This window comes from Acidisphaera rubrifaciens HS-AP3 (assembly GCF_000964365.1).
Classification (GTDB): Bacteria; Pseudomonadota; Alphaproteobacteria; order Acetobacterales; family Acetobacteraceae; genus Acidisphaera; species Acidisphaera rubrifaciens.
Genome location: NZ_BANB01000011.1, coordinates 1 through 11,754, shown reverse-complemented (window position 1 = coordinate 11,754; position 11,754 = coordinate 1). Strand labels below are relative to the sequence as shown.

Sequence of the window (11,754 nt, the reverse complement as noted above, 5' to 3'; positions counted from 1 at the left end):
GACGCGGGCTGACCGGGTTCAGGCGGCCTTGTTGGCGACGACCGCCGCAAGGTCGCCCACGTTGCGCAGGCTATCCAGTTCCCGCGTGTTCAGCTTGATCCCGAACCGATCCTCGACGCCAAGGATGATCTCGATCTGCTTGAAGCTATCCCAGCCCTTGATGTCCTTGGCCGACGTCTCCGGCGCCAGCGCGATGTCGTCGCGCATGAACACGTCGTGGAAGATTTCGGTCAGCGCGCTGTAGATCTCGGTTTCGCTGGGCATCGGATCAGCCTTCCGTCACATGGATGAATGTCGCCGCGGGGGTAAAGCGGTCGAGGTCGAGCATGCTGACATTGCCGCCATCGGCCCGCTCCTCGATGAGGGCAAAGCCCAGCTTCGCGTAATGGTCGCGGACCATACCGTTCTTCTTCGTCGGTATGTATTCTCCGATCAACCGGCGGGCGCCCAGCCGAAGGCTTTCCCGCGCGATCAGGTTGAGCGTGGTGGGTTCCACCTGCCGCCCCAGCACGCGGCAGCTCATCAGCCACGTGTCGATATAAACGGCATCGCCGTCGCGCAGCCGTCCGATGATGATGGCGATGACCCCGTTGTCGCCGAAGCGGTCGAGCAGACGCAGTTGCAGCCCGAAGGCCTGCCTGTCCGCCATCACGGCAAGCACGTCCTCTTCGCTATAGCGGCGGGTGGTCAGGTTGAACTGGTTGGACTTGTTGATGAGCTGAACGGTGCGCTGCAGCCCGATCCGGTCGAACGGACGCCAGACAAGCTGCATCTCTAGGCCGCGCAGATAGGACTCGATGTCAGTCGCCGACGCGCGCAGCGCCTCGCGCGCCTGGTTGCCATGATATTGGCCGGTGCGCTCCCGATCCTCGTCGGTGACGGTGAGCGCCTCGAAATAGCCCGCGTCCGACAGGGCCCGGATGTAGCTGACGGGATCGTCCGTCACCTCCGGCACCGCCACCATGGGCAGCTCCTGGCGGACGAGATTGCGCTCGAACGGGTTGTCGTCGACGAAGACGAGGCTGTCGAGGCCGATGTTCAACTCCTGCGCGATCGCCCGGATATTGCCGGCCTTGTCGGACCAGTTGGCGACGAAGCATGCGATGTCGGCGCGGCGCAGCACCATCTCGGGATGCTTCTCGAACGGCTCGACGGCATTCGCCTCGTCGTTCTTGGAGCAGACCGCGAGGATGACGCCGCGCCGTGACAGTTCGCGGGCATAGGCCTGGAAGGCGACATAGGCCTCGCCGCCGGCGCTTCCCTGCCCGATCACGATGCCTTCCATCCCGTCATCGCCGATCACGCCGCCCCACAGGGTGTTGTCGAGATCGAGGACGAGACATTTCGAGGATCGCCCCTGCAGCGCCGCCAGCAGCCGTCCCACGAGGTCGCCATAGAGCGGCGCGGCCCTGGGGTCGATTTCCTGCTTCGCGTGGTGCCAGAGCGTCGGACTGTGCCAGGCGGCGAGGCCGTCGCGCGCGGCCCGGTCGTCGAGCGCCAGCAGATGCACGCCGGCCTCGTCGGCCAGCGGACGCAAGGCGGCGGAGAGCCGCGCGATGAAGGCCGCGGGCGAGCCCGGCAGCCGATGCTCGTTGGCGCCGAGGAGAAGCGGATGCAGCGGCAGCGGCACCTGCTGGATCACCGGACAGCGCAAGGTCTCGCGCGCCTGACGCCACAGATCGCGCAGCCGCGTCGTGGCATCCGTCAGCGCCGCATCGGCGGCCGCCGCATCCATCCCGGCGGTCAAGCCCGCCGTCAGATGATGCGCGTCGAGCGCCAGCAGCACGGCGTTGGGGCGAAACCCGTGCAAGTCGGAGCCCGTGTCGGCAAGTTCCTGCTGGTACTGGCCGAAGTCGTTTTCGTAGATATCGACCCACAGGCCGCGGCGCAGCCCGGCCACGCGGATCGCCGGATGGAGATGCGCCATCGTCGCCGAGCCGAGCAGGGCAAGACGGACCGGCTTGGTGGCCAGCGCGGCCGGAGGCCCCGCGAAGCGCCGCCTGACCGCCTGATCGAGGGCGCTGGTCTGCACGAAGTTCAGGGCCGCGTTGGCCAGCGTCACCGCCTCCGCCCAGGCGGCGTCGTCACCGTCGCCCGATGCCGGGGCCAGGGCGCGGACCCGCGCCTTCCAGTCAGCAGCCGACGCGGGCAGCCAGTGCAGGTCGGTCATCGGTCGGAGGCTCCGGCCAGTGGTGGCGTCAAAGTGGTAGCATCAATGGCGCCGATGGACCTGCTGGCTACCGCAACGCAACATGCAATTTCAACCTCGGGTCGCTGCCCGCCGGGGGACTCGAACCCCCACGCCATGGGCCGCGGATTTTAAGTCCGCTGCGTCTACCATTCCGCCAGGCGGGCCCGCCATTTGCACGACGCATCCCTCAGGATCGCCACGCGGGCCGCGCAAGCCTAGTCTGGCGCGCGGATCGTGACGAGGTCCGGAGACAGGGAAAGGCACGCGCATGCACCGGCTGGACGGCAAAGTGGCGTTGGTCACGGGCGGCGGCAGCGGCATCGGGCGGGCGAGCGCACTGGCCTTGGCGCAGGCGGGCTGCGCCGTCGGGATCGTCGATCGTGATGGCGCTGCCGGCGAGGCGACCGCGACCGCGATCCGCGACGGCGGAGGGCACGCCGCCGCCGCCACCGCCGATGTCGGCGACCCGGCGCAGGTCACGGCCGCGTTCGATACCCTCATCGCCGCCATCGGCGAGGTCGACATCCTGTTCAACAATGCCGGCATCGATACGTTCAGCACGCTGGAGTCGATGCCGCTCGAGCTTTGGGACGAGATGCTGCGGGTGAATCTACGCAGCATTTTCCTGTGCACGCGGCATGTACTGCCGGCGATGCGACGCAAGGGGTGGGGGCGGATCATCAACACCGCTTCCCAACTCGGCCACAAGGGTGCCGCCGGCATGGTCCATTACTGCGCGGCGAAGGCGGGGGTCATCGGTTTCACCCGCAGTCTCGCCTACGAGGTTGCCGCCGCCGGCATCACGGTGAACGCCATCTGTCCGGGCCCGATCGAGACGCCCCTGCTGGCCGGCCTTCCGGCCGACTGGCGCGCCGGCAAGCGGGCCGAACTGCCGATCGGGCGGTTCGGCGAGGTGGGCGAGGTCGCGCCCACGGTCGTGTTCCTCGCCTCCGACGCGGGCGCCTACTATGTCGGCGCGACGCTCAACATGAACGGCGGCGACTACATGATCTGACCGGCATGCCGCGTCGGGCCACCGGCCGGGCGGTCTTCCGCCAACGTATCATCTCCGTCTAGCTTCCCGCCCAAACGGGAGGAAACGAGGATGAACGCCAATGCGGCCGGCTTTTTCATCGACCGGCACATCACCGCCGGTCGCGGCGGGCGACTCGCCTTCGTCGACCCCGCCCGCAGCCTCAGCTATGCCGCCTTCCACGAGGCGACCGCACGCTTCGCGGCGGCGCTGCACGCGGCCGGCGTGCGGCGGGAGGCGCGGATCGGTCTGCTCATGCATGACACGGTCGAGTTTCCCATCGCCTTCTGGGGCGCCATCCGGGCAGGCGTCGTGCCCGTGCCGATCAACACGCTTCTGACGCCCGATCTGGTCGCCTACATCCTCGCGGATAGCCGCGCCGCCCTCGTCGTCGCCTCTCCTGCCCTGCGGGAGCACGTGGCGCATCCCGCCGTCGTGTCAGACCTGGACGGGTTCATTGCCGGCCACGCCCCCACCGCCGCGCCGGTCGATGCGTCGGCCGACGAGGTGGCGTTCTGGCTCTATTCGTCAGGCTCGACCGGACACCCCAAGGGCGTGCGCCACGTCCACGGCAGTCTGCAGGCCACCGCGGACACCTATGCGGCCCAGGTTCTCGGAATACGGGAGGACGATGTCGTCTTTTCCGCCGCCAAGCTGTTCTTCGCCTACGGGCTGGGCAACGCGATGACGTTTCCGTTGTCGGTCGGGGCGCAGGCGGTTCTGCTCCCGGAGCGGCCGACGCCGGAGGCGGTATTGTCGGTGATGGCGCGGCACCAGCCGACGGTGTTCGGCGGGGTGCCGACGCTGTTCGCCTCACTGCTCGCGCAGCCGGGGATTGGGCCGGGGGCCGGGTCGGCGCGGCTGCGGATCAGCACCTCGGCCGGCGAGGCCCTGCCGGCGGCGGTGGGACAGCGTTGGCGCGAGGTCGTGGGCAGCGACATCCTCGACGGGCTCGGCTCGACGGAAATGCTGCATATCTTCGTGTCGAACCGGCCGGGGGCGGTCCGCTACGGAACCACGGGCGAGCCGGTCCCTGGCTATGAGGTCCGCATCGTGGACGAGGAGGGCCGCCCCACGCCGCCGGGGACGCCGGGCGAGTTAGTGGTACGAGGGCCGAGCGCGGCGGAAGGCTACTGGAACCTGCGCGCGCGCTCGCGCCTGACCTTCCGCGGCGAATGGACACATACCGGCGACACGTATGTCCAGGACGAAACCGGAGCCTACCGCTACTGCGGACGCGGCGACGACATGCTGAAGGTGGGTGGCATCTGGGTTTCGCCGTTCGAGGTGGAGGGCGCCCTGATCGCCCATCCGGCGGTACTCGAGGCAGCGGTGGTCGGCGCGACGGATGCCGACGGACTGGTCAAGCCCAAAGCCTACGTCGTTCTGAAAGACGGGCAGGTGCCGTCCCCGGCGCTCGTCGGCGAATTACAGGCGCACGTGAAGGCGGCGGTGGGACCGTGGAAATACCCGCGCTGGATCGAGTTCTCGGACACGCTGCCGAAGACGGCGACGGGCAAAATCCAGCGCTTCCGGCTGCGCGGGGCATAACGACGGTGCGTCCCGACGATGCCCCGGCGGCGCAACCGCCGACCGCACGCCGTCTCGATCTGTCGATCGACGGGCGGTCCGTCGAGGCATGCGTCTGGGAGCCGGCCGGCGCTCCGTCAGGACCGACGATCGTGCTGCTGCACGAAGGGCTGGGCTCGGTTGCCATGTGGCGCGACTTCCCAGCGCGTCTGGCAGCGCGCACGGGCAAGCGCGTCTTTGCCTATTCGCGGTTCGGCTACGGCCTGTCTGATCCCGAACCGTTGCCGTGGCCCCCGAGCTATCTGCACGATCATGCGCGGCGGATGCTCGGCCGGGTGCTGGACGCGGCGGGGATCGGACAGCGCGTGCTGGTGGGACACTCGGACGGCGGATCGATCGCCGCCATTTATGGCGGTGAGGCCGGCGATCGGTTGCTGGCCGGCCTCGTGCTGATCGCCGCGCATTTCATCGTCGAGGATGTCACGATCGCCGGAATACGTGCCGCCGGCATTGCCTACCGGTCCGGGCTGCGGGCGCGCCTGTCGCGCTTTCACCGCGACGTGGACAACGCTTTCCACGGCTGGAACGACACGTGGCTACGGCCGGGCTTCGCCACGATGGACCTTGCTGAACAGATCGCCGGCATCAGCGTGCCGGTCCTGGCGATCCAAGGCGAGGCCGACGAGTATGGCACGGCGGCCCAGCTGGACCATCTGCGTCGCCATCTGAAGACATCCCCCCGCATCGTCCTGGTCCCGGACGTCGGGCACACACCGCAGGCGCAGGCGGCGGATCGCGTCCTCGATGAGATCGACCAATTCATGCATTATATTTCTGCTACGCGACGGTAGATTGCGCTTGCCTTTCGACATGACCGGCAATATAATGCTGGCCATCGAGGGAGAGCACTGACATGGATCATCCGCCGCCACGCGGGCCGGCGCGCATCGACTTCCAGACCGATCCGTCGCGGTATCGACACTGGAAGCTCAGCATCGACGGCGCCGTCGCGACGCTGGCCATGGACGTGGACCCGGCCGGCGGCCTTTTCGACGGGTACGAGCTGAAGCTGAACTCCTACGACCTTGGCGTCGATATCGAGCTCGCGGACGCGATCCAGCGACTGCGGTTCGAGCATCCGGAGGTGCGTGCCGTGGTGCTACGCTCCGCCAAGGAGGGCGTGTTCTGCGCCGGCGCGAATATTCGCATGCTTGGCCGCGCCACCCATGCGCACAAGGTCAATTTCTGCAAGTTCACCAACGAGACGCGGCTCGGCATCGAGGATTCGAGCGAGAATTCGCGCCAATTCTACCTCGCCGCCGTCAGCGGCACGGCGGCGGGCGGCGGCTATGAGTTGGCGGTGACGGCCGAGCACATCATGCTGATCGACGACCGCCGTTCCGGCGTGTCGCTGCCGGAGACGCCGCTGCTGGCGGTGCTGCCCGGCACCGGCGGCCTGACGCGCCTGACCGATAAGCGCCGCGTTCGTCGCGACCGTGCCGATGTATTCTGCTCTACCGAGGAAGGCGTGCGCGGTCGCCGCGCCGTCGAGTGGCGCGTGGTGGACGAGGTCGTGCCGCCCTCCGCGTGGGAGGCGACGGTGCGTCAGCGCGCGCTGGAATGGGCTGCGAAATCAGATCGGCCGGCGGATGCGAAGGGCGTGGCATTGACGCCGCTGGACCGCACCTTCACCGATGACGGCGTGCGCTATTCGCTGGTCCGCGTTGAGATCGACCGCGCGGCGCGGCGGGCCGACATCACGCTGCGCGGCCCCGACGCGCCGCCGCCGGCGGATGTCGCCGGCATCGCGGCGGAAGGTGCGCAGTTCTGGCCGCTGCGCCTCGGGCGCGAACTGGACGACGCGCTGTTGCATCTGCGCGCCAACGAGGCTGAGATCGGTCTGCTCGTGTTCCGCACCGAGGGTGACCCGGCGGCGGTGCTGGCCTATGACGCGCTGCTGGAGCGCGCGGCCGGCGACTGGCTGGTGCGCGAGGTGCGCCATTATCTCAAGCGGGTGTTCAAGCGGGTCGACATGACCTCGCGCAGTCTGATCGCGCTCATCGAGCCGGGCAGCTGCTTCGCCGGCACGCTGGCGGAGATCGCGTTCGCGGCCGACCGCTCGGTGATCTTCGCGGGCGTCCGCGCGGGCGATAACAAGCCGCCCGCCACGATCACCCTGTCGCCGCTCAATTTCGGCGCCTATCCGATGGGCAACGGGCTGACGCGGCTGCAGACGCGCTTCCTCGGCGAGCCGCAGACGCTGGCGGCGGCGCAGGCCACGGCCGGCACCGCGCTGGACGCCGACGCGGCCGATGCGGCGGGGCTGGTCACGTTCGCCTATGACGAGACAGACTGGGACGACGAGGTGCGCATCATGCTGGAGGAGCGCGCGAGCTTCTCGCCCGACGCGCTGACCGGCATGGAGGCAAACCTGCGTTTCGCCGGACCGGAGACGATGGAGACGCGCATCTTCGGCCGCCTTACCGCCTGGCAGAATTGGATTTTCCAGCGCCCCAACGCGGTCGGCGACGAAGGCGCGCTGAAACGCTACGGCAGCGGCATCAAGCCGGCCTACAACCCGCAACGCGTCTGACACACCGGAGGCGACGATGCCCGACGGCATGCAAGTCGACTACAACGGCCTGATCCCGAACAATGTCGGCCTCAACGACGATGCCCGTGTGCGCAAGGCGCTGGAGACCTGGCACCCTGGCTACATCGACTGGTGGAAGGACATGGGCCCGGAGGGGTTCCAGGAGAGTCTCGTCTATCTGAGGACCGCGATCGGCGTCGATCCGAAGGGATGGGCGAAGTTCGATTACGTACGGATGCCGGAATATAAGTGGGGCGTCCTGCTCGCCCCGGCCGTCGAAGGGCGCACAATCCCGTTCGGCGCCCACAAAGGCGAACCGGCGTGGCAGGAAGTGCCCGGCGAATACCGCGCCATGCTGCGCCGGCTGATCGTCATCCAGGGCGACACCGAACCGGCAAGCGTCGAACAGCAGCGGCATCTGGGCGCCACCGCGCCGTCGCTCTATGACATGCGTAACCTGTTTCAGGTCAACGTCGAGGAAGGCCGTCACCTGTGGGCGATGGTCTATCTGCTGCAGAAATATTTCGGCAAGGACGGGCGCGAAGAGGCTGAGGAGCTGCTGCGCCGCCGTTCGGGCAACGAGGATAGCCCGCGCATGCTCGGCGCATTCAACGAGGCGACACCCGACTGGCTGAGCTTCTTCATGTTCACGTATTTCACCGACCGCGACGGCAAGATGCAGCTTGAGGCGCTGGCGCAGTCGGGGTTCGATCCGCTGTCGCGCACCTGCCGCTTCATGCTGACCGAGGAAGCGCACCACATGTTCGTGGGTGAGACCGGGGTCGCGCGCGTGCTGGAACGCACCTGTGCTGCGATGAAGGAGGCCGGCATCGCCGACCCGAACGATATCGAGGCAGTGCGCGCGCTGGGCGTCATCGACCTGCCGACGATACAGAAGAAGGCGAACCTGCATTTCTCGCTGACGCTTGACCTTTTCGGCAACGAGATCAGCACCAATGCGGCGAATGCCTTCAATGCAGGGCTGAAGGGACGATACCGCGAGGACAAGCTGACCGACGACCATCAGCTCACCTCCGACACCTATCCGGTGCTGCGTCCGCGCGACGGCGCGATCGTCGAGGAGCAGGTGCCGGCGTTGTCGGCGCTGAACATGCGGCTGCGCGACGACTATGTGGCGGACGCGCAGGCGGGCGTCGGGCGCTGGAACAAGGTGTTCGAAAAGGCCGGCATCAACTTCCGCCTGACTCTCCCGCACGTGGCGTTCAACCGGCGGATCGGCGAGTTCTCGGCCATCCCTGCCGATGCACAGGGGCGGGTGCTGGACGCCGCCGGATGGGAGGCCGTCCGCGACACCCTGCTGCCGACCGAGGACGACAACCACTTCGTCGTCAGCCTCATGCAACCGGAACATCGCGCCGGCCGCTATGCGTCGTGGATCGCCGCACCCAAGGTCGGGATCGACAACAAGACCGGCGAATTCGAATACGTGAAGATCCACGAGTGACATGACAGCGACCGATACGCTCGCGGCCGGAGCCGCGCAGGCGAAGCAGCATGTGATCGACCCCGAGGTCTGCATACGCTGCAATACCTGCGAGGCGACGTGCCCGGTGGGGGCGGTGACGCACGACGCCAACAACTATGTCGTCGATCCTTCCATCTGCAACTATTGCATGGATTGCATCGCTCCCTGCCCCACCGGGTCGATCGATCACTGGCTGACTGTAGCGACGCCCTTCACGCTAGAAGACCAGTTCGGCTGGACGGAGCTGCCGCCCGAGCCGGCGCAGGAGCCGGCCGATGCGCTGGATGCCGAGGCGGCGGCGCTCATCGCGGATGCGCATGCGCGCGCGGGAGGCCGGGCGACCGCACCGGCCTCCGCCGCGAAGCCACGCATCAACGTGTTCAACCGCGCGGAGCCGGCGCGGGCGACGGTCGCCGGCAACTATCGCATCACCGCCGCCGACACCGACAGCGACGTGCGCCATCTGATCCTCGATTTCGGCGCGGTGCCGTTTCCGGTGCTGGAGGGACAGAGCATCGGCGTGACGCCGCCGGGCACGGACTCGAACGGGCGCCCGCACGCGATGCGGCTCTATTCGGTGTGCAGCGCGCGCGACGGCGAGAAGCCCGGGGCAAACAACCTCGCGCTGACGGTCAAGCGGGTGGCGGAGCGGCAACCGGACGGCAGCGTGTTCCGCGGCGTCGCATCGAACTGGCTGTGCGATCTCCCGCGCGGCGCGACGCTGGACGTGGTCGGGCCGTTCGGGGCCACATTCCTGATGCCCGACGATCCGCAGGCCGACATCATCATGATCTGCACCGGCACCGGCTCGGCGCCGTTCCGCGCCTTCACCGAGCGGCGGCGGCGGGCGATGCCGTGGGCATCGGGGCGGCTCTATCTGTTCTTCGGCGCCCGCACGCCGCAGGAGCTGCCGTATTTCGGGCCGTTGCAGAAGGTGCCGGACAAGCTGCTCGACAAGGAACTGGTGTATTCACGCCTGCCCGACGCGCCGCGCGAATACGTCCAGGACCGCATGCTTACCCGCGCCACCGACCTCGCGGCGCTGCTGCCGCGCGCGACGACGCATATATACGTCTGCGGCCTGCGCGGGCTGGAGGACGGCGTAGAGGCGGTGCTGACGGAAATCGCGGCCGCGCAAGGCATCGACTGGCAGGCGCTGCGCGCTGCGATGCTGGCGGACGGGCGTTTGCATGTGGAGACTTATTGAGGGGGCGGAGTGAACTGCGTCACCGCAGGACGTCCGCCAACGCGGTAGCCTTCTGTTGTCGAAGTGACAGTAAGGAGCTGCCGGCATGCGCACTCTGCGTGGGGTTCTCGTCGGGCTGGCCCAGGTGATCATGGTCGCCGCCATCGTTGCGGCGACAGGCGCGGGGTTCGTCGCGGCGGGTGTCGCCGGTGGTCCGCTTGGCGGTTTCAATTTCGGCCTCGCGCTGGCAGGCGGCATGATCGGGCTGCTGGCGTCCGGAATCGGCCTGTCCGGTATCGTCATCCTGCTCGACATGCAGACGGCGGTACTCCATCTCGGTCGGCGCGACGGCTACGATGCGGGCTGGCGGCCGTCGCCGGCGCCGGTCATGCCGCCCATCGCGCCGCGCGTCACCATGGCTGCCAGCGCGTCGAGCGACTGCGCGATCGTCTGACCGGACGTATCCAGCGTCAGCGCCGCGCGTTCGTACAGCGGGGTGCGGGCGGCCAGGATGGCGCGGAGGTCGGCCATGCCCCGGGTGCCGTCCTCGGCCATCGGGCGGGTGTCGCCCTGGTCGATGACGCGCTGCATGTGCTCCTCCGGCGATGCACGGACCCAGACGGTCAGGCAGCGGCGCAGCAGCAGGTCGTAGGTGAAGCGGTCCGCCACGATTCCGCCGCCGGTCGCCAGGACGCATGGCTCGTCGGCGGCAAGCAGGCGCTCGAGCGCCGCGCGCTCGGCCCGGCGGTAGCCAGGCTGCCCGTGCAGTTCGAAGATGGCATCCAGCGCAAGTCCCGCCTCGCGCTCGATCTCGCGGTCGAGCTCGACGAACGGCAGCCCGAGCCGCGCGGCCAGGGCGGCCCCGAGGGTGGACTTGCCGCCGCCGCGCAAGCCGATCAGCGCGATCACGCGCGGCGCGGCGGCGCGCGCCTCCGGTCCATAGCGCGAATCCAGCAAGGCGAACGCCGCCCGCTGCTCCGCCTCAGGCAGGCCGGCGAGCAGCGCCTCGGCCGCGCGCACGAGGGGCGGCACCTCATCCTCGACCAGCCGGGCGAGCGGCACGTCGAGCGCATGGGCGATCGCCCGCAGCAGCAGGATCGACATGTTGCCGGTCCCTGCCTCGGTCTGCGCGATATAGCGTTCGGAGACGCCTGCCTGCCTCGCCAGCGCCCGCTGCGTCATCCCGCGCTGGGCGCGCAACATGCGCAGCCTGGCGCCGATGCGCTCGAGGAAGGCGCCCCCGTCGCCGCGCGGACCGTCGCCGCCCCCGCCTCCCCGCCCATCGGTCCGCCCAGTCGCCGTGCGCATCTGCTCCCCTGACGCCGGTCCGCCGGCGCGCTATGCAGGACGCCGGCAACGCGCCCGCAGGGCGCGGCATACGGGAGGAGCCAGGAAATGTCATTCCGTGCGGTGCTGTTGACCCGCGAGGGCGATGCGCGCGACGCGGCGACCGTCGCGACGCTGACCACCCTGACGGACGCCGATCTGATGGACGGGGATGTCACGCTGCGGGTGACGCACTCCACCGTGAATTACAAGGACGGGCTGGCGGTGACCGGCCGCGCGCCGGTCGTGCGGCGCTGGCCGATGGTTCCCGGCATCGATGGCGCGGGCGTCGTGGAGACATCGTCGCATCCACGTTGGAAGGCCGGCGATGCGGTGCTGATCAACGGCTGGGGCACCGGCGAGACGCATCTCGGCCACTGGGCGGCGCGGGCACGGGTCAAGGGCGACT

At 68.7% G+C, this 11,754-nt stretch carries 11 protein-coding genes and 1 tRNA gene; 7 read left to right on the top strand and 5 right to left on the bottom strand.

What is annotated here, in order from left to right:
• Nucleotides 1-18: 18 nt before the first annotated feature.
• From B8460_RS00535 to B8460_RS00525, 3 genes are all read right to left on the bottom strand, one after another.
• Nucleotides 19-264, bottom strand: coding sequence for an acyl carrier protein (locus B8460_RS00535; protein WP_048859614.1), 246 nt, complete (start codon nucleotides 262-264; stop codon nucleotides 19-21).
• 4 nt (nucleotides 265-268) lie between these two features.
• Nucleotides 269-2,170 carry an HAD-IIIC family phosphatase gene (locus tag B8460_RS00530; protein ID WP_052945091.1) on the bottom strand — a complete coding sequence of 634 codons (1,902 nt, stop codon included), beginning with the start codon at nucleotides 2,168-2,170 and terminating at the stop codon, nucleotides 269-271.
• A gap of 105 nt (nucleotides 2,171-2,275) precedes the next feature.
• Nucleotides 2,276-2,355, bottom strand: a tRNA-Leu gene (locus tag B8460_RS00525).
• Nucleotides 2,356-2,459: 104 nt separating this feature from the next.
• Between B8460_RS00525 and B8460_RS00520 the strand changes: the two genes are divergently transcribed.
• From B8460_RS00520 to boxA, 6 genes are all read left to right on the top strand, one after another.
• Nucleotides 2,460-3,206, top strand: coding sequence for an SDR family NAD(P)-dependent oxidoreductase (locus B8460_RS00520; protein ID WP_048859613.1), 747 nt, complete (start codon nucleotides 2,460-2,462; stop codon nucleotides 3,204-3,206).
• 90 nt (nucleotides 3,207-3,296) lie between these two features.
• A complete protein-coding gene (locus B8460_RS00515; RefSeq protein ID WP_048859612.1) occupies nucleotides 3,297-4,775 on the top strand; it encodes a benzoate-CoA ligase family protein in 1,479 nt (492 codons plus the stop codon).
• A 131-nt stretch (nucleotides 4,776-4,906) separates the two neighbouring features.
• Nucleotides 4,907-5,605 (top strand): alpha/beta fold hydrolase, encoded by a 699-nt coding sequence (locus tag B8460_RS00510; RefSeq protein WP_148360194.1) that lies wholly within the window; start codon nucleotides 4,907-4,909, stop codon nucleotides 5,603-5,605.
• Between the two features lie 62 nt (nucleotides 5,606-5,667).
• Nucleotides 5,668-7,347, top strand: coding sequence for a 2,3-epoxybenzoyl-CoA dihydrolase (gene boxC, locus B8460_RS00505; protein WP_048859611.1), 1,680 nt, complete (start codon nucleotides 5,668-5,670; stop codon nucleotides 7,345-7,347).
• A 16-nt stretch (nucleotides 7,348-7,363) separates the two neighbouring features.
• Entirely contained in the window at nucleotides 7,364-8,812 is a 1,449-nt protein-coding gene (gene boxB, locus B8460_RS00500; protein WP_048859610.1) for a benzoyl-CoA 2,3-epoxidase subunit BoxB, read from the top strand.
• A gap of 1 nt (nucleotide 8,813) precedes the next feature.
• Nucleotides 8,814-10,040: a benzoyl-CoA 2,3-epoxidase subunit BoxA gene (boxA, locus tag B8460_RS00495; protein WP_048859609.1), complete on the top strand. Its 1,227-nt coding sequence runs from the start codon at nucleotides 8,814-8,816 to the stop codon at nucleotides 10,038-10,040.
• A gap of 19 nt (nucleotides 10,041-10,059) precedes the next feature.
• Here the strand turns inward: boxA and B8460_RS00490 are convergent, their stop codons facing one another.
• Complete coding sequence (locus tag B8460_RS00490) at nucleotides 10,060-10,353, bottom strand: hypothetical protein (RefSeq protein ID WP_048859608.1); 294 nt, start codon at nucleotides 10,351-10,353, stop codon at nucleotides 10,060-10,062.
• A gap of 17 nt (nucleotides 10,354-10,370) precedes the next feature.
• The gene (locus tag B8460_RS00485) at nucleotides 10,371-11,327 is read right to left on the bottom strand and encodes a helix-turn-helix transcriptional regulator (protein ID WP_048859607.1); all 957 of its coding nucleotides are present in this window, start codon (nucleotides 11,325-11,327) and stop codon (nucleotides 10,371-10,373) included.
• An 87-nt stretch (nucleotides 11,328-11,414) separates the two neighbouring features.
• Between B8460_RS00485 and B8460_RS00480 the strand changes: the two genes are divergently transcribed.
• On the top strand, nucleotides 11,415-11,754 hold a 340-nt coding region (locus tag B8460_RS00480; protein ID WP_148360192.1), incomplete at its 3' end, for an alcohol dehydrogenase catalytic domain-containing protein.